The organism is Mesorhizobium sp. M1027 (assembly GCF_040318745.1).
Classification (GTDB): domain Bacteria; phylum Pseudomonadota; class Alphaproteobacteria; order Rhizobiales; family Rhizobiaceae; genus Mesorhizobium.
This window is the reverse complement of sequence record NZ_JAMYMW010000003.1, coordinates 1-23,933: the sequence shown is the minus strand read 5'-3', so window position 1 is coordinate 23,933 and position 23,933 is coordinate 1. Positions and strand designations below refer to the sequence as shown.

The following is a 23,933-nucleotide window of genomic DNA, read 5'->3' as shown; positions in this document are numbered from 1 at the left end:
TTTGAACGGGCTACCATTACCGATGGCCTAAACACCATCTTCGTCCTTCGTTGCCGCAAGAAAGGTTCCCCAACCGCCGGATCAATCCGATCAGCCTGTGCCAACGCGCAGCGGCTCCAATACTCAAACGTTTCGGGCGGGACTGAAGAGGTTGATGACTGCCGCACCCGGAGCAGTTCGACGTATTTCCTTATTTCGCTTGGCCTGCTGAAATGCAGCCGCGTTTTTAGAAGGAACGACCGTCTGGCAGGACGACGCAAGCACTTGATGGCAAGGCCGTCGAGCGGATGGAGAAAGTCAGCGACGAACAATACCGCCGCTGAACCTTACCGGGCCGCAGCGTCTCGCACTTGGCGAAGTCTTGCGCTGCCGAGTCCTGCAATAGTGACAGGCACGCTGCCAACTCACCCCAGCCAATACCTCGGCCCCGGCCCCTTGCGTCCTGCCATATCGGCAGGGTTCGCAAGGCTACACCGGTCGATCGACAGACAGCCGCAACCGATGCACTCGGTAAGCCCGGACCTCAGGCGCTGCAACTCGGCGATGCGCTGGTCGATGCGCTTAGTCCACTGGCCCGACAACCGCGACCAATCCCGACGCGACGGCACGCGATCGGCTGGCAACTTGGCCAGCTCGGCGCCGATCTCCTCAAGAGTCAGCCCAATTCGCTGCGCGAAGACGATGAAGGCGATCCGGCGCAGCACGGATCGCGGATAGCGTCTGTGTCCCGAGCCGGCCCGCTCGGACGCGATTAGGCCGCGCTCCTCGTAGAAGCGCAGGGCCGATGAGGCGACGCCGCTGCGCCGCGACACGTCGGTAATGGTCAGCATGGAATCCATGCATGAACGAAAGCACGATTCCCGCTTGACTTCAAGTTAACTTGAACTTGTAGCAAGGGCCATAAAGCTTGAAGGAGCACCGGTAATGCAGTCGAATATTGATCTTCAAGGACTTCGCGTGGCGGTCACGGGCGGCACCTCCGGGCTCGGAATGGCGCTTGTGCGGCAGCTGACCGCGCAGGGTGCGTGCGTGGCCTTCGTCGCTCGCACCGCCGCGAATGTCGAACGCATTGCTGACGAGACGGGCGCGCACGGCATTGTCGGCAACGTCGGCAAGAAGGAGGACACCTACTCGATCGCGCTACAGGTCACTGCCAGCCTCGGCGGGCTCGACGTCCTGATCAACAATGCCTCGAGCCTCGGCCCTATCCCTCTGGCGCTCCTCGCCGATACTGAGTGCGAGGAGCTGGAAGTGGCGCTCGCGGTCAACCTGGTCGGCGCGTTCCGGCTGACGAAGGCCCTGTTCGGTGCGCTTGCCGCGTCCGCACGCGAGGGCCGTGGCGCGATGGTGATCAACATCTCCAGCGACGCGGCGGTGAACGCCTATCCCGGCTGGGGCGCGTATGGGGCGAGCAAGGCCGCTCTTGCCCATCTGACGGCGATTTGGGAGGAGGAGGCGAAAGCCGACGGCATACGGCTCCTCGCACCCGACCCTGGCGACATGGACACCCCGCTGCACGCGCTAGCGCTTCCTGACGCCGATCCGTCTACATTGAAACGCCCCGAACTGGCTGCTGCCGAGATCATCGAAAAGATGATCGACGCGTTACAGGTCCGCGCTACGCTTCACGCCGGGGCATGCGCATGATTGCCGCCGATCGTTCCGATCGGCGCGCAGCCAGGCTGTTGGTCGTCGAGGCGGACGGCACGATGCGCGACCTGCCGCGCGCTGGAATCGCGACGCTATTCGGTCCCGGCGATCAGGTCGTCGCCAATGACGCCGCGACCTTGCCTGCCAGCTTGCACGGCACGCACGTCCCAAGCGGTGAGGCGATCGAGATCCGCCTGGCGGGCTGGCTGTCACTGCCCGATCCAACCCGTTTCGTGGCGATTGCCTTCGGCTCGGGCGATCACCGCACGCGCACGGAAGACCGGCTGCCTCCACCTCCGCTGTCACCAGGCGATCGCCTCCGGCTCGGCTCGCTTGACGCCGTCGTCGAGCGCCTTCTCGACCATCCACGCCTTCTCGAGTTGCACTTCCCAGGCAACCGCGCAGCGGTGCTTGCAGGACTGGCGCAGCACGGCCGGCCGATCCAATACGCGCATGTTCCCCAGCCGTTGGCACTATGGGATGTTTGGACGAAGATTGCCGCCGGGCCGGTCGCGTTCGAGGCGCCGTCGGCAGGCTTCGCGCTCGACTGGCGCACGCTCCAAGCCTGGCGTCGGCACGACGTTGGCTTTGCAACACTCACGCATGCTGCGGGCGTGTCTTCCACCGGCGATCCCGCGCTCGACTCGCGCCTTCCCTTCGACGAGCCATACCGCATCCCTGGGCGCACCGCGGCGCAGGTCGCGCGGGCGAAGCTGCGCGGCAGCCGCATCATTGCGATCGGCACAAGCGTAGTGCGCGCACTTGAAGCAGCCGCCAATCCCGGCGGCAATGTGCGTGCCGGAAATGGCATTGCGACAGGGCGCATCGCGCGGGGCACGCGGCTTCGCGTGGTCGATGCGATTCTCACAGGCGTCCACCAGCCCGGCGAAAGCCATTTCGAGCTCCTCCGCGCCTTTGCCGATGATGCTCTGCTCGCTAAGGCCTCCGCAGCCTTCACCGCGTATCGATACCGCGCGCATGAATTCGGCGATTCCATGCTGCTCAATCGCCAACCGCTGCTTCTATCGCGCGAACGGAACCGTGCCGAGGTGCTCGAGACGAAGCCTCTACTCGAGGCGTGGCTATGATGTCGGCAGGTTCGGTGGCATTCCGGGCCGCACCGCGAACGTCAGCTTCGGAGAAGTGGAACAGACCCAAGGTTGATTGACGATTCTCCCCAGGTCCACCCGGTTCCGAACCGGCACAACGCGCCAATTGCCGACCTTTCCGGCGAGTGTACCACTACCCACTGCCGCCCCGAGCATCCCCGACACCGAGCCGTCGGCATGACGTCGACCGATCGCTCCGCCGCGGCCTGGATCGACCAATCGCTGGCCCACGTCGCTGAAGCCATCGGCCGCATGGACGACGATCGGTTCCTGGCCGAGCACCAGTCCGCCCACGATGAACCGCGCTCGCCGTCTGTGGACATGGTTGCCGCGGTGCTTGAGTGGTGGCGCCGGTGGCCGGTGGGGCGCGACGAATGAAGCGCCGGCCCAGTTCAACCTGGGCGACGCCGTTCAAAGCTGGGGGGATCGATCTTCACCAAGCGGTCTGCGGCCTCGACCGCAGCTCGTATCCTGCTGCGCAGCGCGAGATTCTTGGCCAGCATTTCTTCAGTGCGTTGAAGCGCGAGCTCGGTCCGATGGATGCGCTGCCTGGCAATGGCAACTTCCGATGTCAAAATATCGGCCGCTATCCCGTGGCCGTGGGGTTCCATAGTGTCCATCAGTTTCTAATACATGGGGGGCGATATCGTTCCCTGATATCGGGCGAGCGGGGTGCCGCCGTTCCTCTATCAGTGATGAGCGCTGCCAATATGGTCCGGCCGTCTTTGCAGCCGCGACAAAAAAGCGAGATGGGCCGAATGACCAAGGCGCTCCCTGTCAAAACAGCGCCAGAAACAGGGCGCCTCCTCGATCCGTCCTGATGCGGCCCGATGAACTGCGGGATATCAAATCAGCGGCCGACTACGCTGGCCGCGATGACAGGACCATTCGTTGTGGGCAAAGCGATATGGGATCGGGCGCCAGAGTGGACGAGGTGCGCCCCATCGAAATTAGCCTGCCAGCCTTGGAAATGGTTCATGGCGAATGGGAGGCGCTGGAGAGGCTGCGCGCCGGCGACAGATCAAATCGATGCTGCGGCGGCGCTCGAGTTTCAAACGGGCAACCGGCATTGGAGACGGTCGCCGGCCGCTTCACGTAACGGCGCGGCGGGCGAACGCCGCCGCATCAACCCAGGGTAGCACATCGCCGTTCCGATCAAGTTCCTCCGCGACGATACGTCGGCCCGGTTCCTCGACAACCGCATATCCTCGTCGGGCGCCTCCATAGATTCGTTGAACCAACGACTGGAAAGGGTCGGTGTTTCGCGTTCCGTCAGAGTCGCAAGAGCGTGGGGTGAGCGGTACTACATCCACCCGGCCAGACGCCATTCCAACCGCTGATCCGTCTCGACGCTTTCGGCCGCCTCGGCCGTTTCGCTAGGTCGCTTCGCCCCGCTTATGGAAGTTCGATCTCGCCGTCCACCACGTGGTTGAGGCCGGTGCCTTCCGCCGTCAGCGTCATGCGGACCTTCAGCTTCTTGCCTCCGATTTGCCCTTCGCGCACCGTCTCCTCGATCTTGCGCTGGGAGGTGACGCCGACTTCCTTCAGGAACTTGCGGATCGACATGTTGACGGCGTCTTCGCTCATGGCGGAACTCCTCTGTATCCGGAAGGGATTGTAAGGGAAGGCAAGGGATCAAGGAAGCAGGACGGTGTGACGCACGGTTTTATAGAAATAGACCTGGAGCCGGGAGGAGACGTCGGGTCCTTAAACTTGATCGACCCCTGGCAGGAGGAGTGGAACCGATCGACGTCTTGCGCAGAAGGAGCACTATGACGGCCATCTCGGCCTTGCTCTGACCGACCAGGGAAAGAGTGATCTGATCGAGTACCTCAAATCGATCTGATCAGCACTCGGCGCTTCTTTGGGTACGATTGGGAGGAAAGATCATCAAAGAAGATCGTGGTGAGATAAATTGCGGGTCGGCACAACGTGAGCCAGGCCAAGCGCTGTCTCGCCGGAAATTCTTAAGGTGTCGATGACCGGCGCGGCGACTGCCGGTGCAGGTGGGCTTGCTTCCTGCATGACAGGTCAGCCTGCGGCGCGGCGCCGAAACAACCCCAAAAGCCTGTGGCGCTTTATTAGGATGTTCCAAACAAAGGTCGCCGCTGCGCCGGGTGCTCCCATTTCCTGAAGCCGAATGCATCCGAGATTGTCGCCGGTGAAATTAGCCCCGATGGTTGGTGCCGCTTTTACAAAGCACGGCCTGCCTGATCGGCAGAGCCCAGCGGAGACTTTCGTTGTCTGCTGCGCTGGCGGGTGATGGTCTGCAGGCCTCGCGTCGAGGATGTCGGGTCACATTAGGCATTCAACAAGTCCGGAGTCAGAGCCGAAATGATCGACGACCTTTCCAACATTTGCCTTCGCCATTGACCCCTCCCGGTCAAGCAACCCAAATATCAGCGTTCCTCTGGCGGCTTGACGTTCTGGAACTGCATCAGCAGCAGCAGATCATAAATGATTTTGAGTGTGCCGCAGATCAGGAGGGGCCATGCCCGGAACGAGGCAGCGAACAGAGCGCCCGCCAGGGCGGGACTGGCTGCGGCAGCCAAACTGCGCGGTACCGATGTGAAGCTCGCGGCGGCTGCCCGCTCCGCCTCCGTGACGACTGCCATGACGTAAGATGAGCGCGTCGGGACGTCCATCTGCGAAAGCGCGGCACGGATCAGCAGCAGGGCGAGCGCCAGAGGGAGCGTCGGCGCAAGCGCCGCCAGCATCAGGGCGATGCTGGACGGAATGTGTGTGAACACCATCGTGTTGATGAGTCCGATGTGCCGCGACAGCCAGGCGGCAACGGGGGATGAGAACGCCGAAAGGACGCCGGACCAGAAGAAGAAAAAGCCCGCTTCCGAAAGCGACAGGTCGAATTTTTCGAAAAGCCACAGGGCAAGCAACGACTGGACGAGGAAGCCGCCGGCAAAGGCATCAAGGCTAAAAAGGGCCGCAAGCCTGAAAACGATATTCCGCGAGGGGCCAAGCGCGGACGTGCTGCCGGAGTCCGACGTTGGACGGCGCTGCGGGATCTGCGCGTAAAGGAGACCGCCGAGCAGGCCCAGCAACGCATAGAGCACGAACATCGCCTTGATGCCGGTGAGTTGATCGAGGCCGGCTGGAGCCAGAAGATCAGGTGTCGCCGAAGCGAGCGCGCCAACCGCGGCTGCGAGCGCACCCACAAGGCTGTAGCGCGCGAACATCTTGGTCCGCGCGGCGTCGGTGACTTCGCGTGTTAGCACGGCATGCTCTAAGGACACGAATACGCTGACGCTGCCGGCCGACGGGTTGATGGTGCCTGCGAAGGCGATCACCAAAAGCAGCGCGTAGTCGTGGACGACAGCAAAGGCCACACCCGTGGCGACCATCAGACTGGCGGCGGTAAGCAGGAGTTGGCGGTGATCGTGTCGGGCACCAAGGAGTCCGACGGCGATGGTCAAGAGCGCTGAACCGAGCAGCGATGCGGTTGCAATGATGCCGACCTGCAGAGGCGCGAAGCCTAATGCGAGGAGATAGACCGGCAACAGAACGGCCACGAAGCCGTCGCCCATGTCCCGCAGGGCTCGGGCCGCAAAAAGAAAAGTCGCCGGGCGGATCTGCTGCACTGATCTAGCCTGACCTCGTCACCTGCATTGGCGTCACCGGCTTTGGCAGCGTCGCTCGACAGGGCCGGAAAGATCATGACGGAGTCGCATTAGACATTCCAGCAAGGCGAATATCGGATTCAATCCTCGGGCTACCGCCCAACAATGCTGAATCATATCGTGTCAACGGCTTGCAACGACCGAAGACGCAACTGGCGCATATTGCACTTGGCTGTCAAGGTCGGGAATGAGGGTCAGAACCTGCCCGTGATCTTGCATTCAGGGAAGGTCCGAGAAGGGTCGGATCGCGAAGTTCCCTGCATTGAACGTCCCAAGATGGCGATAGTGCCGTTTCGGAACCCGGTGGACCGGGAGCAGGATCGCCAATCAACCGGGGATCATGTTGCAACCAAGTTCGAATGTCGCGTTGCTGGCAAGTAGAAATGTCGCATTGGGACGTTTCAGGGGTAGGCGCCAGGTCAGGATTGCGGGGTGACGTGCATCCTGGCTTCGCCGTGAGCGCCCAATCGGGGGCGATCAAGTATGGCACTTCGGCTTAACTACCTTTGAGAGCGGCCACTTACGCGCGAGCTTCGTTGGCCGGTGTCGGTTGCGGGTGATCCGATATTCGTCCAGCATCGCGACGACATCTGCAATGCGAAGCTTGGCGAAGAGTTTGACGGCGCAGATCAGCGCAAGATGTCCGACAGGCTCTCGGGCTTCTTCTCGCCAAGTGACAGATCAAGGCCCGACAGAAGTTCGACGAGATGGCTTCGCATCAGGTCGGACGCGTTTTGTGCGTCGTGCTTTTCGATGGCATCGACGAGGGCGTGATGGGCGTGGCTTTCGCAGGTGGTGTCGCGGCGGCGCCAGTAGAGCGCGATGATCAGCGACGACCGCGACAGCAGGTCTTTGACGAAAGCGGTCAGGATAGAATGGCCGGCGATTTCGGCTATGCCGACATGGAATTTTGCCGACAGCATGATGGCGTCGCTGTCGCGGCCGGCATGCAGGGCCTCGTGCTCTTTTTCGAGATGAAGCCGCAGTTGCGCGATCTCGGCCGGCTTTGCCACTTCGGCGGCAAGCGCCGCGACCTTGGGCTCGATCAGCGCCCGCGCCTCGAAGACCTCGCGCGCTTCCTGCTTGGTCGGCTGGGCGACGAACGCGCCGCGGTTCGGCTCGAGCCGAGCCAAGCGGTCATGCGACAGCGCCTGCAGCGCCGCGCGTATCACCGCGCGGCTCACCGAATAGATCGAGGCGAGTTCGTCCTCGGGTAGTTTTGTGCCCGGTGCGAGGCGGTGGCTGACGATGGCGTCGCGCAGGCCGGCATAGACCGGAAACCAGCGCATCGTCGGCTTGTCGCCATCCCGTGGCTTTGGCCCAAGCAGGTCCATCGTCTCATTGTCCCGGCGGCCGGATCGCATAGCGGCACGAACACCGCGTTTCCGGCCGCACATCGAACATCCTGTGTGGGAATGTCAACAATTTTGCACGCATCAGGATAGACGGCCGGAGGGCGAAAAGGGCGCAAAGATTCCGGCGAAGGATTTTTCGAGTGGAACCTGGTAGCCGCCGCGCTTTGAGGTCGACAGGCCAAGGCCGACGAGGCTCTCGCAGAGTTTTACTGCGCAGGCGACGCCGTCGAGCACGGGAAGGCTATGTTCGCGGCTGAGCGCGGCGGCGAGGTCGGCCATGCCGGCGCATCCCAGCACAATCGCTTCGGCCCGGTCGTCGCGGATGGCGCGCTCGATCTCCTCCGAAATTCGATGGCGGGCGTTGGAGCCGGGCACTTCGAGCTCCAGAACGGGAACGTCGCTTGCCCGCACCCTGGCGCAGCGGCTGGCGAGGCCGTAGCGCACCAGATTGTGCTCGATCGCCGGCACCGAACGCGACAGCGTCGTCACCACGCTGAACTTGCCGGCAATCAGGCTCGCCATGTGAAACGCCGCTTCGCCGATGCCGACCACCGGCATCTCGCCGACGCAGCGTACTGCGTCGAGGCCGGTGTCGTCGAAGCAGGCGATGACGCAGGCGCTCGCCGCCGGATGTCTCTGGATCTCGCCGATCATTCCCGGGATGGCGAAGACCTCGTCGAAATAGCCTTCGACGCTCGGCGGCCCGTCCTTCGGATTGACGGCGATGATCCTGGTGCCGGCCGAAGCCGCGCGGCGCGCCGCCTCGCCGATCTTTTCGGTCATGGACGCGGTGGTGTTGGGATTGACGACGAGTACGTCCATTTGCGCTTTCATATTTCGCCGCCGAGATAGAGTTTCTTGACCCGGTCGTCGCCAAGCAGCTCAGCCGAATGTCCGGCCAGCGCGATCTTTCCGGTCGTCAGTGCGTAGGCGCGCTGCGAGATGCGCAGCGCCATGCGCGAATTCTGCTCGACCAAGAGAACACTGACCTTTTCGTCGCGATTGATCGCCACGATGGAGCGGGCGATGTCCTGAACGAGCTTCGGCGCGACGCCGAGCGAGGGTTCATCGAGCAGCAGAAGCTTCGGTTTGGCCATCAGCGCCCGCCCGATCACCAGCATCTGCTGTTCGCCGCCGCTCATCGTACCCGCCGTCTGGGAATAGCGTTCCTTCAGGCGCGGGAAGCGCCCGAGCACCATGTCCAGCGTCCTTGCGATTTCGGCCTTGTCGATGCGGGTGAAGGCGCCCATCATCAGATTGTCGCGCACCGTCATGTAGGAAAAGACGCGCCGACCCTCCGGCACCATGGCGATGCCCATCCTGACCAGCTCGTCAGGGCGCGTTCCGTCGATGCGGTGGCCCTGGAAATGAATCTCGCCGCTGCGGACCTTCTTCAGGCCGGTGATGGCGCGCAGGATCGAAGATTTGCCCGCGCCGTTCGCGCCGATTAGCGCGACGGTCTCGCCCTCGTTGACGTTGAGCGACACACCCTTCAGTGCATAGACATGGTCGTAGTAGAGTTCGACGTCGGAGACTTTCAGCAGTTCGCTCATGGCTAAAATCCGATCGTCTCATCTTCGGCGCCGAGGTAGGCCTCGATGACCTTTTCGTTCTCCTGGATTTCCTTCGGCGTTCCCTCGGCGATTTTCACACCGAAGTTCAGGACGACGATTCGGTCGGAAATGTTCATGACGGCGGGCATATCGTGCTCGACCAGCAGGACAGTCACGCCGCGCTTCCGCACGCCGCGCACCATCTCCACCGCGCGCACGGTTTCGTCATGGTTCATGCCAGCGAAGGGCTCGTCGAGCAGAAGGACGGTCGGGTTCGTGGCGAGCCCGATGGCAATCCCGAGCGCGCGCAGATGGCCGTGCGGCAGCGTGCTGGCGATCTCATGCCGTTGCGCGCCGAGACCGAGGAAGTCGATGATCTCGTCGGCCGAGCGGCCGAATTCATCTTCGTCGCGCCGTGCGGTATTCGTGCCGAGATAGAAGCCGGCAAGGCTGGCATTGGAACGCAGGTGATGCGCGATTATGACATTGTCGCGCACCGTCATGCCCTTGAAGATCGTCGTCTCCTGGAACGTGCGCACGACGCCCTTCCGGGCGACGATATGCGGCGCCAGGCCTGAAATCCGCTCTCCCCGGAACAGCACTTCGCCCGAGGTCGGATTGAGAAAAGAGGAAATCAGCTTGAACAGCGTCGATTTGCCGGCGCCGTTGGGGCCGATGACGGAAAGGATCTCGCGTTCGCGGACCGCGAAGGAAACATTGTTGACCGCGACCAGCCCGCCGAAGCGTTTGGTCACTGCCTTGATCTGGAGAAGGTCAGTCATGGTCCTAGCCCTGCTTCCTGCCGAACAGCCGGAGGCTGAGCAGGCCGTTGGGAAGGAACAGCATCAGCGCGATCAGCACCGACGAGAAGATCAGCAACTGGAACTCGCCGGTCTCGAACAGGAAATCCCAGCCGAAATAGAGCACGAAGGTGCCGATCATCGGCCCGAAGACGTAGCTGAGCCCGCCGAGGAAGCAGTTCAGCATGAAGTTCACCGAGTCGGTGACGGTGAAGCTGGACGGATAGATCGACTGAGAGATGGCGACGAACATCGCGCCGCCGAGACCGCCGAGGAACGAGGAGATGGCGTAGGCGATGACGCGCAGATAGGCGATATTGACGCCGATCGAGGAGGCCAGTTCCTCGTTCTGCTGCAACGACTGGCAGAGTTTGCCGATGCGCGAATGGACTAGGCGGTAGAGCGCTGCAAAGCACAGCACCATCAGCACAACCGACACCAGATAGAAGGCGGGACGCGGATTGGCGAGCGTCGCGAAATCCGGAAGGATGGTCAGCCCGAATATCGAGATGCCGCCGGGGAGCGGAATGCTGACCATGCCCTTGGCTCCGTTGGTGATCGGCAGTGCCAGTGCGAGCAGCCGCGCCACTTCGGTCAAAACCAGCGTGACCATGGCGAAATAGACGCCGCGAAGCCTGAGGATGGGCAGCCCGATCAGCACGCTTGCAGCGGCGCAGAATAGCCCAGCCAGCGGCAGTGTCAGCCAGAACGACACACCATACTGGACGACAAGGATGGCCGAAACATAGCCGCCCATAAGCGCGAAGGCACCCTGGCCGATATTGATGCGGCCGATGTAGAAAGTCACCCACACCCCGGCGCTGGCGATGCTGAGCAGCGCGACCGAAGTCAGCGTGTAGTAGAGGTCGAGCCGACCCGTCGCCTCGATCAGCCAGGGCACGCCGATGAGTACGACCAGCAGGAAGACAGCGACGCCGAGGATGTTGCGTGTACGCTTCATGTCGATCACCCCCACGGCTTGCCCATGAGCCCGTTCGGGCGGATGCTCAGGAACACCATCAGCGCGGCGAAGATGACGAGATAAGTGACGTCGCCATATTGGCGTAGCACCGTCAGGCCGACCGATTCCATCATGCCGAGGATGAAGCCGCCGGCGATCGCTCCGCTGACCACGCCGGCGCCGCCGATCATCACCATCAAGAACGCCTTGATCGAGATCGGCCCGCCGATGCCCGAATTGACGCCGGTGATGGCGACCAGCAGCCCGCCGACTATGCCGGCAAGCATCGCGCCGAGCGCAAAGCCGATCATCGAATAGCGGTCGACCTCGACGCCCATAAGCTGTGCCGCGACCCGGTCCTGCGCCAGCGCCCGCATGGCGCGTCCCGGCTTGCTGTACTGCATGAAAAGCACGAAGGAGGCGATGAACAGTATGGCGAGTGCGCCGACCAGCAGCCGGTCGTAAGGCATTATGAGGCTGTCGGAGACGAAGACGCCGTTGACGATCTTCGGCACGCCGCGCTGCTTTTCGCCGAACAGGAGGAGGATCACGGCGTCGAGGAAGAATGCGACCGCCGCCGCGAGAAGCATCGTACTTTCCTCCCGCACGCTTCGCCTAATGACCGTTCTGAAAAGGAATTTCTCGACCAGCGCTCCAATGACCAGCAGCGTGATCCCGGACGCGACGAGCGCGACGACGAAAGGCATGCCGAGCTGGCCATAGACGGTGTAGGTGATGAAGCCACCGAGAACGTACATCTGCCCATGGGCAAAGTTTAGCACGTTCATCAGAGCGAAGATCAGGGTCAGACCGAGCGCGATCAAGGCGTATTGCGCACCAAGATAAAGCCCGTTGGCGATGACTTGTTCCATCAGGATGGTTCCCGGCCATTCAGAGGCTCAAGGCGAATGCACGAGCCTCTGCGGCAATCCGCTTCAGTGCAATTGCGTCAATCGACTTGAGCGACGAAGAGCGTCTCGAACTTGCCGTCGCGGTATTCCGTGACCACCATCGGGACCGAAAGCTGGCGCTTCTGGCCAAACGACGTCATTCCGACATAGGTCAGCTTGGCATCGCCCTTCAGATAGGGATTGGGCGCCGAGAAAGTGTCGATCGTCTTCTTGAACTCCTCGACATTGTCGATCGCGGCCGGGTTCGCCTTCAGCGTCTCGATGATGTATTCGAGCGCGTAGACCTTGGTGTTGGACTCGTCATTGTATTCGCCAAACATTTTCGTATAGCGGTCGACGAACTCCTTCATCATGTCGGATGCGATTTCGGGCGTCGATGCGCCGCCGACTGAGATGAAACCGTTGGCCAACTCGCCCGCGCCCTCTTCCAGCACCTTGGCATCCTGCGCCGTTTCGGTGGAGATCAGACCTTCGTAGCCGAGCTCGCGCGCGGCGCGGATCAGCAGCGGAGCATTGCCGGGCGCGACACCCGAAAGCACCAGCAGGTCCGGTTTTTGCAAAACGATCGGCGTCAGTACCGGCGTGAAATCGCGGGTATCGTTTTGGTAGACGTCCGTGGCAGCTACAACCTCAAGCCCGAGCGCCTTTGCCGCGGCAACACCGCCATCCCGTTGACTCAGCGGATCGGATTCGTTCGCGGCGACAAAGGCGACTTTTTTCACGCCCCTGTTTTCCATGAGATATTTGTAGATCGCCGGAGCTGACTGGTAGTTGGCGATCATGCCGAGCACGGCGTTGGACGCCGGCGGGGTGTAGAGTTCCTTCGGGAATGCGTAAGGAAAATAGATGATGCCCTTGGATTCTGCCACGGGACGCACCGCCGCCGCGCCGTCGTCGACATTCGGACCGACGACATAGTGGATGCCCTCCTGGGCCATCTTCTCCATGCCGGCGATCGCCCGCTTCGGGTCCTTCTGATCGTCGAAGGTGACGATTTTGATGTCATAGGTCTCGTCACCAATCTTCACCCCGCCGGTTTCGTTGATCCAGGCGGCGCGCGTCTGCATCGAGCGGACGTTGGATGTGCCCCACGCAGCGGCCGCGCCACTCGTCACGCCGACAAAGCCGATCTTGAGTTCCTTGTTGGCGGCTTGCACTGTGATTGTGCCGCCGGCCATGATTGCCAGCGCAGAGACGGTGCCGAGCGCGGCGAATGTGATTATTGAACGTCTGTTGAGCATTGTTCTTTCCCCTTTGGAGGCCGCGCATTGTTTGCGACAGAACTCGACCGATACGCGGATTTTTGTGAGTCAAGGCTCAAATCAATTATCTGTCAACAAAACTTTTACAGATTGTTGACAATCTTATGCGGTCGTAGATGAAGGACGTAGGACCGACACGGCTTCGTGTCGGCGAGGGTGCGGCATCCACAAAATAGGAATATATTCCGCCGTCAAGGCACATAGACTTCGTCCCGCCCTCAGCGCATGCTCTCGGGGAGCTGAAGGGCAACATGGACGCGATCAACGCACAAAGAGGGGCTATGAAACTGGGAGCAAACGATGACTGTCCAAAAAGAAGACTATCGAACCAACAGAGCCGACTACGCCACAGCTGCGATGCATAGCCGAGCGACCGCTGAGGGCGATCGTCACGATTTGGTGGCGAGGAAAAAGTCCCTGTGGGTAACAGATCGGCGATCTGCAAAATTGGCTGCAAACCCGTCCGAAAGCTCGCCAGAACCCAAGGCAAAAGCGCGCGGTAAGTGAATCGTGCCAGCCACTTTCTTACCGCCGCGTACTTCGTTCGCATGGTTTAATTACATTAGATTTGTCCAATATGCTAACCAGCCAGTCGAGCATTCCCGAACGCTCGCTGGTCAGGCCAAGCGGCCCCTAACCCAAGCTGCTGGGCCGCCCCCTAAGGAAGTGCGTGTATCCCTGATGCGGTCGTCGGTGACCCGCCTCCGTACCGCGGCCAGGATCGCAACCACGTCATCGATCCAACGCCCCGCATCGGTACCGCTCAAACGAATGGCAATTTTCTGTCTAGATGCGTTTAGTATCCATTCTCGGGAGACCCACGCGTGGTCGCGTGGGAGACAAGTGACTCCCCTTTAAAGGCATCGAGATGCTCCGAGCACTGAAAAGTCAGTTCCTTAGACCTAAAGATCGGGCGATTTGCCAGCGGGTTGTCGACCAGATAACCGCCGACGCTAAATGGTACAGCACTTCGATAGACGGTCAGATTCTGGTCTCGACCACGCTGAATCTCTTTCAATCAGGGGTCGTAAACGAAACGAATTTGCTGGCACATGTTCGCGCGCGGCGCCACGACTTCACTAAACTGACAGCCTAGCTCCACCCGGGCGGAAACAGCGCGCTAAGCTGACGATGAGCTGGTCTACCTTATAGTCACTGCGGCCCCGGCCTTCGGACTGTCAGTCGCGTTCGACCTCCACGAATAGTCCTCCCGGCAGCCCATTGGTTCGACCTCAGGTGTACGTCGGGACGACCGATCCGGGGTTGTGGGACCAAAGGCGGATCGAGGCGCGCTCTATAGGGTCGAGAGGGCAGGGGGGCCTCGCGCGAGCCAGTAATCCGATCCCCTGCTGAGAAATTTCTACCAAACATTCCGCCCATCATTCAAAGGAACAAATCCGCTCGCGGTGCAGTTCGGTCCTTTTAAGCATGCAGGCCCGAACATGGCTGAAATCAATAAAGCCAAACAGAAGGTTATTGCCGAAGTTGTGCGGCGGTGGATCACTTCAGAGGTAATCCGCAATCACCTTCGCAACCTGCTAAATCTGCCTGTAGAACGGGAGCTGCCGGCTGAGCAAAAGCATTTGCTGCAGGAACTTGATAGGGCCGACAAAGAGTGACTGTATGGCACTCCATTGGTTCTCCCCTCCGGTCCCCGTCAAGACCGAGCGTCCCGGGACCCTTCGCAACGTCAACAACGCCGAGACAGCCGGCGAGGAGCTGCTGAAGTGGACGAAGCGTGGCCCTTGCTGGGACCTCGCGGTGAGCGTTTGCATGGCCGTGATATTCGACGAGATGGAAGCTGAGGAGGCCCGTAAGGCATTCCTGGCTGCCGCTAAGGAGGAGGGTAGGCTTTTTCCTGATTAGCAGGTCGCATCGCTCTTCGCGCGAGCCAAATTCGATCACCGGCCCAGACATCTCTACCAAACATTCCCACCCCCTCTAATTATCCCTCAATGGCAACCCATTGGTTCGTCCCTCCGGTGTTCGTGAAGACTGAAACCGGCGACAGGCATGGCTGCAACAATGCGAGGGCAGCCCTTGAGCAACTCAAGAGGTGGACCCGCAGAGGACCCCGCTGGCACAAGGCGGTGAACCTTTGCCTGTCAGATCTAGAGAGCGATCCGATTGACCCTCAGGTGGTACGAAAGGCCTTTGAGGCTGCCGCCAAGGAAGCCAAGGTGTATCTCTCACCAGAGTAGGAACCCTCCACTCGTGTTCATCGAACCGGTTCGCCATCCGGTCCAGCAGCTTACGGGATGCCGCAATTACGCGGCGGGTTTCATCAAGGGAGAGCCGAAGGTCATCGATGTCTGCGCGCGCGCGACGCTCATTCAACCGAGAACTCGCTATTTGTAAGCGAGAGCTGTCTATTAAATGATACCAATTTGAAACCATCTTTGCAGAGCTAGCGCGCCCGCATCTCAAACTTGATCATAGCCTCTAAGAACGTCTCGTTGGACTCGTCGCGAACGGTCATCACAAATTCTCGAGAGGGACCATCCGGCAGCTTATCCTTGGTAATCTCGACCAAGGCTTTCACCGCCTCTTGCTTTGCAGCTTCGAGGTCCGGGAGATCGGTACCCACAACGTCAAGGAAGACTTTGCCAGTGTCGGTGAAGTCGAAGAAATAGCGCGGCACGCCGTCGATCCAAAAGTAGTTGCCGAGATCAACAATCTTCTAGACCAGTACGCCGGGGCGGTACCGGTGCCCGTTCACAAGCTCGCCGCGGTTGTCCGGCTGCGCCTCAGAAGCCATCTTTCCATCGCGACTATTGAGGCGCTGATCGTGGACGAAGCCGAGTGTCGCCACCTGCCCATGCTGTTCGAACTGCCGGCAACACATGCGGCTGTAGTTTCATCTGCTCTGGGCCGTGCGATTTGAAGTTTAGGCGCTCTGCCCGTCTCGCAACGAAAGCGGACCTCTGGCTCGCGAAGCGCTATGCCCACGGCCTTCGATGATGAGCGCAGAGCGGCCCCGTCATGGCAACCCATTGGTTCTCCCCTCCGGTGTACGTCAAGACCGACCGACCTGGGGTCACCTACGGCTGCAACAATGTCGAGGGTGCCGCCGAGGAACTCATGAAGTGGACCGAGAGGGGACCGAAGTGGAATCTGGCGGTGCAAGCCTGCAGCGACGCCTTTGAGGGCCGGGTCTCGCCCAACGATGTCCGTAAAGCCTTCGAGGAAGCTGCCGAGGAGGAGGGGGTGCTACGCTAAATCTAGCTAGGTCTCCATTCCGCTTTCCACCGCGTCCCACGTCTGATTACTGGTCGTTCTCAGACATTGGGAGAGAATTTATGTCTGATTTCAAAGTTGGCGATGTGGTGGAGCTAAAGTCTGGCGGTCCTAACATGACGATCAACGAGGCGCAGAGTGCCGGCGGGTTTATGTGTCAATGGTTCAACAACGACGGCGGGGCGTACAAGCTTGAGACCGTCAGGATTAAAGGTGAAATGCTCAAAGCCGTGCCGAAGTAGTCGCCGCGCCTTCCTGACAGGGGGTCCCACGTTGCCTTTGATTGTTACGAACGGAGCATTGCTTGATGGCGCTGATCTTGGAGAACGTTACCAAAGCCCAGAACCTCATGAGCAAGATCGGCCCACCCATCTGCCGATGTGGGCTTATCACGGCAGCAACTTCGCGGGCATGTGCCTAGAGTTCGATACTGCTGACCTCATGATCAGTGACTTCCATGCAGAGAAACTGCGCCCGGTGACCTATGCGCGCGCAACGCTCTGCCATCGCTCACGCTCGCCGACATGGGGGCGCAGCATCTCGAAGAGGCGGTGATTGCTCGCATCACGCGCAAGCGCGGTGAATGGGCTCACGAGAAGGAATGGCGCTTCGTTACTGGCCAAGCCGGGCCTAAGCACTTTCTCGACGATGCGCTTCGTCGCGTGTGCCTGGGTCCCCGCGTCAAACCTGAACACGCCGCGCGGGTATGCGAGGTGATGGACCGGCGACCGGTGGAGGGGGGAAATCAGGGGTTTTGAACTAGCGTTTCGCAGCATTAAGCCAGCTAGGCCGCTGGGCGAATGCGAGCGGGTCGGCATCGGCAAGTTCGATCCCGTGGAGGACCTGTTCGCGGAAGCGGAACTGAAGCAGTTTCTGACGGTGCCATTCGAGGCACTTCTTGAGGAATGCCGCCGAACAGCTTCGAGGCCGAACATGGAGGCAATGGCCGGGATTGATCTCGCCGGCAGCAACAGAAACGCCATTTACTTCTGGACGACCTATAAGCTCCGGAGCGGCCGTGAGGTCTTTCACAAGCGTTACTTCGACCGACGATTGCGCCTTGTCCTCGGGAAGGACTAAGTGGGGCCAGAAGACGGGATCGGGAGCATTGCCGTGGAAGGTTTGGACGAAGACACTCGGAAACGGCGGGAGACGCTGACTGCAGTTCAGTATGGCGGGATTTATCCCCCTCACGAAGCGTTCTACATCCAGTCGATCATCTACGCCGAGCCGGCTTTCGCCCTAATGGCCGAGCGTGGCACAGGACGCTATGTCGGGAGCGCCTTTATCACCTTGAACCGGGAGATGCGGGAACGCTTCACTTGCGGCCGAGGAGTATGAAACGTGCGGTGCCCCCCGCCGCAGCGACAGCCTTCGCTATTCCTTCTTGTCGACCAGCGCCCGTAGTGCCGAGACGTCATGCAGCAATAACCTGCTGCCGCGCTTTTCGATCAGGCCTCTCTTGGCGAGGTCGCTCATTTCGCGCGAGACCGCTTCCCTGTGCGTGCTCATCGTTGCCGCCAGCTCGGAATGCGTCGGTGCCGGGCTTATGGACACCTCGCCGTCCACGAGTGCGGCTTTCTCCGCCCGATGCAGGATCTCGACGATCAGCCGTTTTCGCACGACCAGAGTGCTGTATTCGAATACCCGCTCGGTCATGCGCCGGAGCTGGGCAGACAGATGCTCAAGCAGCACCCAGGCAAAAGTCGGGTGGGTCATCACGATATCCCGGAATGCTGTGCCGGACAGCCGTGCAGCGCGGGTTGCCTCCAGCGCGACTACGCTGGCAGAGCGTGCAATCCCGTCAATGCCTCCGAGCTCCCCGAAAATGTCACCCGGTTCGACATCGCGATACGCTATCTCCCTGCCGTCCGCTGAAACCAGTGTCACGCGAGCACGTCCTTCCAGCAGGAAGAAGACATCGCGACCAGTGTCGCCGTGGGAAATGATTAGCTCGTTGTGTCGATAGCTGCGCTCGTGCCACCGTTTGGTTAGCGCGGCGAGGTCGGCGTCGCAAAGTCTTGAGATGAAGGCCAGAGAGCCTGTCACAACGGTCTCTTGTTCAATCAAGTGTACTTCACCCTACTCCCTATCCAAGGAAATTTGATGGCCGCAGGCCCCGCATTCCGGGATGCAAACTGGGAGCGGATTTCGCCAATGTTTTCCCCGGTGTGGGAATTCCCACAGCCGAGCCTGGTTCGACTGTCATATCCTTGTTGCAACGTCAGGCCCGCCGGCTCGTGTGCAAGCCGGCGAAGGGAAAGGGAACAGTCATGAAATTCTTGGCTCCCGTCACAAAACTTGCTGCGGGGTTTCGCAAATTCGTCGCGCCGCGCTACCGCCCGGAGCTTTATTACATGCGTGGCCCGGGGCCGGCCGCCGCCCGCCGTATGGGCACGCCGCGGCAAAACCAATCCATCGACCACTACGCCTAATTTGCCTCGCGGACGGCTGACGCTCTCGCCCGGAGTGCCGTTCGCGCCGTTCCGTACCGGTCAATTCAGATCAATGAAGGGAGGATCTGATCATGGTTATAATTCATGCTGCCGCCATTGGTCCATTTCGCAGGTGGTTACGCCTCCGCGCCGAGCGAAAAGCTCTCTTGTCGGCAACGGACCAGTTGAGCCGTTTACCCGATGACGTCCTTGGCGACATCGGCATCTCACGTGACGAAATCATGTGCGATTTGCGAAGCCGCGCCATCCGTCATGCGGAGGCAGGCGCGGCCGGCACGACGATCGAGCGCACCAGGATCGCTTCGGCCTCGATCCCGAAACGGTTGGCCGCCGGCAGTGGCTACGCCTCGGCCGAGATCCCCTTTGGCTGGTCCACGAGCGCGCGATCGAGCCTTACATCGAGGCTTCGACAAGCAGCGGCGCGCGGACGGGACCTTCGAACGGCACTACACCTGCAACCCCAAGGACTGGATGTTGACCGACGGGAGCTGGGGAGGATCTCAAAATGATCATGTCAGTTGTTAAGTCCCTCGCGCCTGTGACGCTCGGCACCGTGCTGATCGCAATCAGTCCGGCTTCATTGTCGGCTTCTGACGCTCAGGACCTCGCGTTCGCTCACGCTGACATGCCAATCAAACAGCTGAAAGACGTCTATTTGGATTGCGAGCGGGGAGGCCGCCGGTGCGCTGGGGACGGACGATGTGATGTACTGTTCGATGCGCGAGTTCCGATTAGGCGCGCGATAGCAGTTTGCGCATAATCAACGATGCATGGCCTTCTGCACCGTGTGACGCGGCCCTGCGATCGACCACTTCGAACCATGTTTGGACCGCGCACTTCGCCGATCAGCGCAGTAACCAACCCGCGGAGTTCCGCGAGCGACAGCCTTCAAACGAATCAGTCGGTGGTAGCGTCACGCATAGGGTGAATCACGAACGCGCTCGCCTGCAAACCCCTTCGCCCGGAAATCTGCCCCGGTTACGCGGTTCGCCAGCAGACTGAGAAGGAGCGGCTTCAGCCGATCGCCGATGCTATTTGTTATCTTTGTGCCGAATGGCAGCTTTGCGCCCCGATTTCGGCCGTTCGACTATATCGTTCGAACTCCCGAAAGCTGTCGGGGCTCCGGCCCTCTCAAACCCTCCACCGCCGTTGTCGTGCATGTGCCGCGTGCCACCTGCCGTGCTTTCAGCGAGCCGACCTTACCTCCAGTCTGGAACCTAGCAGTCGCCCAACTGGTTCAACCTTCCGCCACGGCCGGGCAGGGGAGGGCGTGCAAAACGGTAGGCGCGACCTAAGAAACGGTCGCGGTTCGAGTCGGTAGAGGGATACCGCCAATACAGTGCTGTGACCGAGTTCGTTTGCTGACGGGGCCTCTTAATCAGCGCAAATAAGTCCGACTCCGGACTCTGCAACCAGTTTCAGCATAAATCACTAATAGTCGCGATCTGACCAAAGCCCCGCCGGAAAAAACGGCAAGGCCTTTTCCACGGCAGGTTTGGCGAAGCGCGGAAGGGCACTCGGCCGCCCACGTAACCGGCGTGCACGGTGAAGACGAGAAGGACGCTCTTCCAAGCGCGGAGTTCGAATCCTCCCTCACCGAAAACGGCGTATTCGCGGCACGTCAGCTTACGACACAAATATGCGGGGTTGATGGTTCGACCTGGTAGATGGCAGAGATCAACTTCGGCCTCGCTAAGCGAAGTCGTGGGGTTTATCCGACAGCGGAATCAGGATACGCGACGAGCACCCCGTGCCGGGTCAACCTCGCCGTCGGCAAGTACCGATCGGTGCGGAACCAAGCGGATTCACGCTTGTCGGCAGCGGACGCCGGCGGTGGCGATCAGCACCCGAGCAGGCTCCTCATTAGCAAGACAAACGTCCAGAGCGGAGGCCAATCTTGGCACGCGACTGCGCCATCCTGAACGACCGCTCTCCTCGGCTTAGTCAAACATACCTGCGGAATGATGCGCCTGGCCGGTGACAAATGAATCTCTGCTGGACCGCGGATGATATGGGGAGGCGCTCGCAAATCGCGCCCTACGCGCGGGTTGATCGGTTGATTAACATCAAAGCTTGAATATCAGAAATGCGCCAACTGTGACGGCGGTGGTCACCGTGGCTCGAGTGTCAGCAGATGTGGTAAGGTTGAGTGTCGGCGAGTGGCAGAGGTCGAGCAACAATGACTTTGAGGCGAACCAGAGCTTACGGCACATCCGGCTTGGTTCTAGCGGTTTGCACTGTGTTTGCTTGGCAGAACGCCGCTGCCGCTCAAAATTGCGACGCAGCCGCGACGCCTGGCGTCAATTGGCAAGAGTGTGACAAGAAGCTTCTCATCCTAGAAGGACAGGACCTGAGCGGGGCGAACCTGTTCGGTGTTGATTTCACTTCGACCGACCTCAGGAACACCAATCTCCGTGCGGCAAATCTTGAGAAGGCAACGCTTGTGCGTGCTTCCTTGGCCGACTCGACCGCCAAAGGCGCCCGGTTCGACAGAATCGAGGGCTACAGGACCGACTTCAGCCGTATGGACGCGCAGGGCGCTGTGTTTGCGAGCGCGGAAATGCAGCGCTCGAATTTCCAGGACGCCAATCTGACCAATGTTGATTTCACAAAGGCAGAACTGGGGCGTGCGCAGTTCCATGACGCCGATATCAGCGGCAGCCGCTTCTCGTTTGCCAATCTCGCACGGGCGGACTTCCGAGGAGCGACGTTCACCGCGCCGATAGACTTTGACCGCGCCTTTTTCTTTCTGACCCGTATCGAGGGCGTCGACCTTTCCAATTCGGTGGGTCTGTCCCAGTGGCAGCTCAACATGGCTTGCGGAGACGCCCGGACCGAGTTGTCTTCTGGCCTGACGAGGCCTGAAGATTGGCCCTGTCAATTCCAGCAGGAATAGTTGTCGGCAAGCGAACCGCGGCAATGCTGCGCCCGACAGGATGAAACTGAGAACCCCTATGTCATCGTTTGCGCTATATAACTTTTGCGACAGCCGGGGGCGGATGAATGGAATCGGGCGTATTTCTCCACTACCCACGCGGTCAGAGGCGGCAGAAATGAGGCCGAGCAGACCGTCCGCTGCTAGGGTACCCAGCACGCGAGCGGACATGTGAGACCTCGGTGCGAAGGTCCGGGATCAGGCCCATTGCGGACGTACGTGTTGGTTCGCCTGTTGGCGCCGAAGCGCCTTATCGTTCAGTCTCGCGGCACACATAGATCAAATGAACCGTATCGTCATCGATCAATGTGCTCGACACCAGTTGCAGGGGAGGCCTTGCTTGCCCCTGCCGAGCACGAACGGCCTCACGTGCAGGTGATATTCCTCGATCAGGCCGGACTGGAGGGCATGGTATCGAAGCGCATCGGCAGCGCCTGGCTGAACTGGATACGGATGTCCAGCGGGATGACGCCCAGGAACTCGCGGCGCTCCTCGACGGCCATCTCGCGCAGATCGTGACCGTTGACCGTTGAGGTGCAGGCGCTGCTCGCCGGCCTTCTGCGCGTCGGCGCCGATCCCGATATTGAGGCGCTGGAGCGAACATGCCAGTTCGTCGCCGAGAACGCCGACGAGCTGCGCAACAAGAACCTCGCCTGCTGGCGCCTTGGAGTGAAAGAAACGAACCCCCTCCCTCGCTCTTGGCCCGTAGTTCCAAGCAGGCACTTGCTGGCGGACCTATTGAACCAAAAGACCTAGCAACGAACTGAAATCGACAGGGTCCCTTCATAGCGGAATTAGTCGCGCTAGGGGCCCGTAAGTCACCGTGTCGGGCCTTGGCGCACAATGGCATGTGGATAGCTAAGTTTGACCCGCGGCAAGCGTCGCTGGATGGTCACGAGAGGGCGCCACTCGCACAGTCCTAAGCGACAGCGCACACTAGGCGCGCTGCCACCGCTATCGAGACATCGCCGTCACAGCTACCGCACCGATTTTGCAGCGTCGATGATCACGTCTGCGACCGAACGAGGTTTGGTCAACATGATCAAGTGATTGCCCTCGAGCTCGGTGATATGCGCTTTGATGGCCTTGGCCATCGACTCTTCGAACGCCGGCGGGATCGCACCGTCAGCCTTCGCAACCACGAACCAACTGGGCTTGGTCTCGGACGCCGCCCGGGTCAGCCGTTCGTCGAAGAGACGGGCCGCCGATGGCTGCTGCGTCGCCGCGAGAACCGCAACCTCCTCCGGCGTCGCGTCCTGAGCGAAATACTTGCCCAGCCCCTCCTGGGGTACGGTCAGGAAGTCGCCGCTGTCCTTCTGCAGGGTCGACGTCCAAGGCGCCGGCGGACTTCCCGCCGTAGCGCTGGTGACTGACTGGCCCTTCGGCAGGGCGAAGGCGGCAACGTAGACCAAGGCTTTGACCTTGTCCGCCGTTCCGCCCTCGGTGATCACCATTCCGCCCCAGGAGTGGCCAACGAGGATCACATCTCCCGGCGCGGCCTCGATGGCCCGTTCAGTGGCAGCGACGTCGTCTGCAAGCGAGGTCAGTGGGTTCTGGACGGCAACGACGCGAAGTCCGGCGCTCTGCAGCAATGGAAATGACCTTGCTCCAGCTGGAGCCGTCTGGGGGCGCTACCACATATGCATGATTTACTAGTTATTTCAGTAACTTATTTGAGCGGCCCGAGACATAGGTGACGATTTGTACCGGACACATAGGTAACACTTTTCGGTTTTTGCCGGGAGGTGTTGATGCCGTGGAGAGAGTGTTCGGTGATGGAGGAACGTCTTCGCTTTGTGGCTCGCCTGCTCGACGGAGAAGGCATGAGCGCGGTGTGCCGGGAGTTCGGGATCTCGCGCAAGACCGGCTACAAGATCTTCAACCGCTACAGGCAAGAGGGGTTGGAGGCGCTTTGCGACCGCTCGCGGCGGCCGGTACGCTATGCCAACCAACTGCCCGAGCAGATCGAGCGGCTGATCGTCGAGAGCAAGCGCGACAAGCCGCACTGGGGCGCCAGGAAGATCAGGGAGCTGCTGATCAGGAAGCTCGCCGGCGATGTGCGCATCCCG

At 60.7% G+C, this 23,933-nt stretch carries 30 protein-coding genes and 2 pseudogenes; 18 read left to right on the top strand and 14 right to left on the bottom strand.

The features are described 5' to 3' along the window. Positions 1–404: 404 nt before the first annotated feature. Complete coding sequence (gene soxR, locus NKH50_RS07255; RefSeq protein ID WP_127862987.1) at positions 405–839, bottom strand: redox-sensitive transcriptional activator SoxR; 435 nt, start codon at positions 837–839, stop codon at positions 405–407. An 85-nt stretch (positions 840–924) separates the two neighbouring features. Between soxR and NKH50_RS07250 the strand changes: the two genes are divergently transcribed. The 5 genes from NKH50_RS07250 (at position 925) to NKH50_RS07230 (ending at position 3,858) form a co-directional block, all read left to right on the top strand. Beyond that, positions 925–1,647 (top strand): SDR family NAD(P)-dependent oxidoreductase, encoded by a 723-nt coding sequence (locus NKH50_RS07250; protein ID WP_352877622.1) that lies wholly within the window; start codon positions 925–927, stop codon positions 1,645–1,647. Beyond that, positions 1,644–2,738 carry an S-adenosylmethionine:tRNA ribosyltransferase-isomerase gene (locus NKH50_RS07245; RefSeq protein ID WP_352478392.1) on the top strand — a complete coding sequence of 365 codons (1,095 nt, stop codon included), beginning with the start codon at positions 1,644–1,646 and terminating at the stop codon, positions 2,736–2,738. Before NKH50_RS07250 ends, NKH50_RS07245 begins: the two co-directional genes overlap by 4 nt. Positions 2,739–2,936: 198 nt before the next feature. Beyond that, positions 2,937–3,137 (top strand): hypothetical protein, encoded by a 201-nt coding sequence (locus tag NKH50_RS07240; RefSeq protein ID WP_352478394.1) that lies wholly within the window; start codon positions 2,937–2,939, stop codon positions 3,135–3,137. Beyond that, positions 3,134–3,580: a hypothetical protein gene (locus NKH50_RS07235; protein ID WP_352877620.1), complete on the top strand. Its 447-nt coding sequence runs from the start codon at positions 3,134–3,136 to the stop codon at positions 3,578–3,580. Before NKH50_RS07240 ends, NKH50_RS07235 begins: the two co-directional genes overlap by 4 nt. Next, entirely contained in the window at positions 3,580–3,858 is a 279-nt protein-coding gene (locus tag NKH50_RS07230) for a hypothetical protein (RefSeq protein ID WP_352702913.1), read from the top strand. Before NKH50_RS07235 ends, NKH50_RS07230 begins: the two co-directional genes overlap by 1 nt. On the opposite strand, the pseudogene NKH50_RS07225 reads toward NKH50_RS07230, so the two are convergent. The 10 genes and pseudogenes from NKH50_RS07225 to NKH50_RS07180 form a co-directional block, all read right to left on the bottom strand. Further along, positions 3,857–4,000 (bottom strand): annotated as a pseudogene (locus NKH50_RS07225) (AAA family ATPase); the annotation flags it as partial. The gene NKH50_RS07230 and the pseudogene NKH50_RS07225 sit on opposite strands and share 2 nt — an antisense overlap. A 154-nt stretch (positions 4,001–4,154) precedes the next feature. Further along, a complete protein-coding gene (locus tag NKH50_RS07220; protein WP_023679340.1) occupies positions 4,155–4,346 on the bottom strand; it encodes a DUF6494 family protein in 192 nt (63 codons plus the stop codon). An 812-nt stretch (positions 4,347–5,158) separates the two neighbouring features. Next, the gene (locus NKH50_RS07215; protein WP_352878092.1) at positions 5,159–6,301 is read right to left on the bottom strand and encodes an MFS transporter; all 1,143 of its coding nucleotides are present in this window, start codon (positions 6,299–6,301) and stop codon (positions 5,159–5,161) included. 722 nt (positions 6,302–7,023) lie between these two features. Continuing rightward, positions 7,024–7,728 (bottom strand): GntR family transcriptional regulator, encoded by a 705-nt coding sequence (locus NKH50_RS07210; protein ID WP_352506251.1) that lies wholly within the window; start codon positions 7,726–7,728, stop codon positions 7,024–7,026. Positions 7,729–7,830: 102 nt separating this feature from the next. Beyond that, positions 7,831–8,571: an aspartate/glutamate racemase family protein gene (locus tag NKH50_RS07205; RefSeq protein ID WP_352506250.1), complete on the bottom strand. Its 741-nt coding sequence runs from the start codon at positions 8,569–8,571 to the stop codon at positions 7,831–7,833. Between the two features lie 8 nt (positions 8,572–8,579). Beyond that, positions 8,580–9,302 carry an ABC transporter ATP-binding protein gene (locus NKH50_RS07200; protein ID WP_352478401.1) on the bottom strand — a complete coding sequence of 241 codons (723 nt, stop codon included), beginning with the start codon at positions 9,300–9,302 and terminating at the stop codon, positions 8,580–8,582. A gap of 2 nt (positions 9,303–9,304) precedes the next feature. Beyond that, positions 9,305–10,084 (bottom strand): ABC transporter ATP-binding protein, encoded by a 780-nt coding sequence (locus NKH50_RS07195; protein ID WP_352478402.1) that lies wholly within the window; start codon positions 10,082–10,084, stop codon positions 9,305–9,307. Positions 10,085–10,088: 4 nt separating this feature from the next. After that, a complete protein-coding gene (locus NKH50_RS07190) occupies positions 10,089–11,063 on the bottom strand; it encodes a branched-chain amino acid ABC transporter permease (protein WP_352702916.1) in 975 nt (324 codons plus the stop codon). A 5-nt stretch (positions 11,064–11,068) separates the two neighbouring features. Further along, positions 11,069–11,935 carry a branched-chain amino acid ABC transporter permease gene (locus NKH50_RS07185; protein WP_352478406.1) on the bottom strand — a complete coding sequence of 289 codons (867 nt, stop codon included), beginning with the start codon at positions 11,933–11,935 and terminating at the stop codon, positions 11,069–11,071. A 77-nt stretch (positions 11,936–12,012) separates the two neighbouring features. Beyond that, positions 12,013–13,215 (bottom strand): ABC transporter substrate-binding protein, encoded by a 1,203-nt coding sequence (locus tag NKH50_RS07180; RefSeq protein WP_352877615.1) that lies wholly within the window; start codon positions 13,213–13,215, stop codon positions 12,013–12,015. Positions 13,216–14,678: 1,463 nt separating this feature from the next. Between NKH50_RS07180 and NKH50_RS07175 the strand changes: the two genes are divergently transcribed. The 3 genes from NKH50_RS07175 (at position 14,679) to NKH50_RS07165 (ending at position 15,437) form a co-directional block, all read left to right on the top strand. Beyond that, positions 14,679–14,855, top strand: coding sequence for a hypothetical protein (locus tag NKH50_RS07175; protein WP_352506244.1), 177 nt, complete (start codon positions 14,679–14,681; stop codon positions 14,853–14,855). Positions 14,856–14,859: 4 nt separating this feature from the next. After that, positions 14,860–15,102: a DUF982 domain-containing protein gene (locus NKH50_RS07170; RefSeq protein WP_352478412.1), complete on the top strand. Its 243-nt coding sequence runs from the start codon at positions 14,860–14,862 to the stop codon at positions 15,100–15,102. An 89-nt stretch (positions 15,103–15,191) separates the two neighbouring features. Further along, positions 15,192–15,437, top strand: coding sequence for a DUF982 domain-containing protein (locus tag NKH50_RS07165; protein WP_352506242.1), 246 nt, complete (start codon positions 15,192–15,194; stop codon positions 15,435–15,437). Between the two features lie 206 nt (positions 15,438–15,643). On the opposite strand, the gene NKH50_RS28945 is transcribed toward NKH50_RS07165, so the two are convergent. Then, positions 15,644–15,823 (bottom strand): DUF6894 family protein, encoded by a 180-nt coding sequence (locus NKH50_RS28945; protein ID WP_502904015.1) that lies wholly within the window; start codon positions 15,821–15,823, stop codon positions 15,644–15,646. Here NKH50_RS28945 and NKH50_RS07160 point away from each other — a divergent pair. From NKH50_RS07160 to NKH50_RS07140, 5 genes are all read left to right on the top strand, one after another. Continuing rightward, positions 15,785–16,120, top strand: coding sequence for a hypothetical protein (locus NKH50_RS07160; RefSeq protein ID WP_352877612.1), 336 nt, complete (start codon positions 15,785–15,787; stop codon positions 16,118–16,120). The two genes, NKH50_RS28945 and NKH50_RS07160, sit on opposite strands and share 39 nt — an antisense overlap. Positions 16,121–16,218: 98 nt before the next feature. Next, complete coding sequence (locus tag NKH50_RS07155; RefSeq protein ID WP_352506241.1) at positions 16,219–16,455, top strand: DUF982 domain-containing protein; 237 nt, start codon at positions 16,219–16,221, stop codon at positions 16,453–16,455. Between the two features lie 80 nt (positions 16,456–16,535). After that, complete coding sequence (locus NKH50_RS07150) at positions 16,536–16,715, top strand: YodC family protein (protein WP_352478420.1); 180 nt, start codon at positions 16,536–16,538, stop codon at positions 16,713–16,715. Positions 16,716–17,307: 592 nt separating this feature from the next. Continuing rightward, positions 17,308–17,553 carry a hypothetical protein gene (locus NKH50_RS07145; protein WP_352737698.1) on the top strand — a complete coding sequence of 82 codons (246 nt, stop codon included), beginning with the start codon at positions 17,308–17,310 and terminating at the stop codon, positions 17,551–17,553. Positions 17,554–17,586: 33 nt separating this feature from the next. Further along, positions 17,587–17,814, top strand: coding sequence for a hypothetical protein (locus tag NKH50_RS07140; RefSeq protein WP_352506240.1), 228 nt, complete (start codon positions 17,587–17,589; stop codon positions 17,812–17,814). 36 nt (positions 17,815–17,850) lie between these two features. Here the strand turns inward: NKH50_RS07140 and NKH50_RS07135 are convergent, their stop codons facing one another. Then, on the bottom strand, positions 17,851–18,522 hold the full coding sequence (locus NKH50_RS07135; protein ID WP_352478425.1) for a Crp/Fnr family transcriptional regulator: 672 nt from the start codon (positions 18,520–18,522) through the stop codon (positions 17,851–17,853). A gap of 224 nt (positions 18,523–18,746) precedes the next feature. Between NKH50_RS07135 and NKH50_RS07130 the strand changes: the two genes are divergently transcribed. The 4 genes and pseudogenes from NKH50_RS07130 to NKH50_RS28940 all read left to right on the top strand — a co-directional run. After that, positions 18,747–18,908 (top strand): hypothetical protein, encoded by a 162-nt coding sequence (locus NKH50_RS07130; protein ID WP_352877608.1) that lies wholly within the window; start codon positions 18,747–18,749, stop codon positions 18,906–18,908. A gap of 167 nt (positions 18,909–19,075) precedes the next feature. Further along, positions 19,076–19,438 (top strand): YjiS-like domain-containing protein, encoded by a 363-nt coding sequence (locus NKH50_RS07125; protein WP_352877606.1) that lies wholly within the window; start codon positions 19,076–19,078, stop codon positions 19,436–19,438. Between the two features lie 1,670 nt (positions 19,439–21,108). After that, entirely contained in the window at positions 21,109–21,825 is a 717-nt protein-coding gene (locus NKH50_RS07120) for a pentapeptide repeat-containing protein (RefSeq protein ID WP_352877603.1), read from the top strand. 576 nt (positions 21,826–22,401) lie between these two features. Then, positions 22,402–22,524: pseudogene (locus NKH50_RS28940) on the top strand (DUF4326 domain-containing protein); the annotation flags it as partial. Positions 22,525–22,841: 317 nt separating this feature from the next. Here the strand turns inward: NKH50_RS28940 and NKH50_RS07110 are convergent. Then, positions 22,842–23,456 (bottom strand): alpha/beta hydrolase, encoded by a 615-nt coding sequence (locus NKH50_RS07110; RefSeq protein ID WP_352877600.1) that lies wholly within the window; start codon positions 23,454–23,456, stop codon positions 22,842–22,844. A 159-nt stretch (positions 23,457–23,615) separates the two neighbouring features. Here NKH50_RS07110 and NKH50_RS07105 point away from each other — a divergent pair. Beyond that, on the top strand, positions 23,616–23,933 hold a 318-nt coding region (locus tag NKH50_RS07105; RefSeq protein WP_352877597.1), incomplete at its 3' end, for a helix-turn-helix domain-containing protein.

What these genes read in the sequence shown, in the direction of transcription:
- NKH50_RS07190 (WP_352702916.1), bottom strand. Translation starts at nt 11,063, where the DNA reads ATGAAGCGTACACGCAACATCCTCGGCGTCGCTGTCTTCCTGCTGGTC.
- NKH50_RS07150 (WP_352478420.1), top strand. Translation starts at nt 16,536, where the DNA reads ATGTCTGATTTCAAAGTTGGCGATGTGGTGGAGCTAAAGTCTGGCGGT.
- NKH50_RS07205 (WP_352506250.1), bottom strand. Translation starts at nt 8,571, where the DNA reads ATGGACGTACTCGTCGTCAATCCCAACACCACCGCGTCCATGACCGAA.
- NKH50_RS07215 (WP_352878092.1), bottom strand. Translation starts at nt 6,301, where the DNA reads ATGGGCGACGGCTTCGTGGCCGTTCTGTTGCCGGTCTATCTCCTCGCA.
- NKH50_RS07120 (WP_352877603.1), top strand. Translation starts at nt 21,109, where the DNA reads ATGACTTTGAGGCGAACCAGAGCTTACGGCACATCCGGCTTGGTTCTA.
- NKH50_RS07200 (WP_352478401.1), bottom strand. Translation starts at nt 9,302, where the DNA reads ATGAGCGAACTGCTGAAAGTCTCCGACGTCGAACTCTACTACGACCAT.
- NKH50_RS07245 (WP_352478392.1), top strand. Translation starts at nt 1,644, where the DNA reads ATGATTGCCGCCGATCGTTCCGATCGGCGCGCAGCCAGGCTGTTGGTC.
- NKH50_RS07170 (WP_352478412.1), top strand. Translation starts at nt 14,860, where the DNA reads ATGGCACTCCATTGGTTCTCCCCTCCGGTCCCCGTCAAGACCGAGCGT.
- soxR (WP_127862987.1), bottom strand. Translation starts at nt 839, where the DNA reads ATGGATTCCATGCTGACCATTACCGACGTGTCGCGGCGCAGCGGCGTC.
- NKH50_RS07235 (WP_352877620.1), top strand. Translation starts at nt 3,134, where the DNA reads ATGAAGCGCCGGCCCAGTTCAACCTGGGCGACGCCGTTCAAAGCTGGG.
- NKH50_RS07185 (WP_352478406.1), bottom strand. Translation starts at nt 11,935, where the DNA reads ATGGAACAAGTCATCGCCAACGGGCTTTATCTTGGTGCGCAATACGCC.
- NKH50_RS07195 (WP_352478402.1), bottom strand. Translation starts at nt 10,084, where the DNA reads ATGACTGACCTTCTCCAGATCAAGGCAGTGACCAAACGCTTCGGCGGG.
- NKH50_RS07165 (WP_352506242.1), top strand. Translation starts at nt 15,192, where the DNA reads ATGGCAACCCATTGGTTCGTCCCTCCGGTGTTCGTGAAGACTGAAACC.
- NKH50_RS07175 (WP_352506244.1), top strand. Translation starts at nt 14,679, where the DNA reads ATGGCTGAAATCAATAAAGCCAAACAGAAGGTTATTGCCGAAGTTGTG.
- NKH50_RS07130 (WP_352877608.1), top strand. Translation starts at nt 18,747, where the DNA reads ATGAAATTCTTGGCTCCCGTCACAAAACTTGCTGCGGGGTTTCGCAAA.
- NKH50_RS07250 (WP_352877622.1), top strand. Translation starts at nt 925, where the DNA reads ATGCAGTCGAATATTGATCTTCAAGGACTTCGCGTGGCGGTCACGGGC.
- NKH50_RS07220 (WP_023679340.1), bottom strand. Translation starts at nt 4,346, where the DNA reads ATGAGCGAAGACGCCGTCAACATGTCGATCCGCAAGTTCCTGAAGGAA.
- NKH50_RS07180 (WP_352877615.1), bottom strand. Translation starts at nt 13,215, where the DNA reads ATGCTCAACAGACGTTCAATAATCACATTCGCCGCGCTCGGCACCGTC.
- NKH50_RS07230 (WP_352702913.1), top strand. Translation starts at nt 3,580, where the DNA reads ATGCGGCCCGATGAACTGCGGGATATCAAATCAGCGGCCGACTACGCT.
- NKH50_RS07240 (WP_352478394.1), top strand. Translation starts at nt 2,937, where the DNA reads ATGACGTCGACCGATCGCTCCGCCGCGGCCTGGATCGACCAATCGCTG.
- NKH50_RS07210 (WP_352506251.1), bottom strand. Translation starts at nt 7,728, where the DNA reads ATGGACCTGCTTGGGCCAAAGCCACGGGATGGCGACAAGCCGACGATG.
- NKH50_RS07155 (WP_352506241.1), top strand. Translation starts at nt 16,219, where the DNA reads ATGGCAACCCATTGGTTCTCCCCTCCGGTGTACGTCAAGACCGACCGA.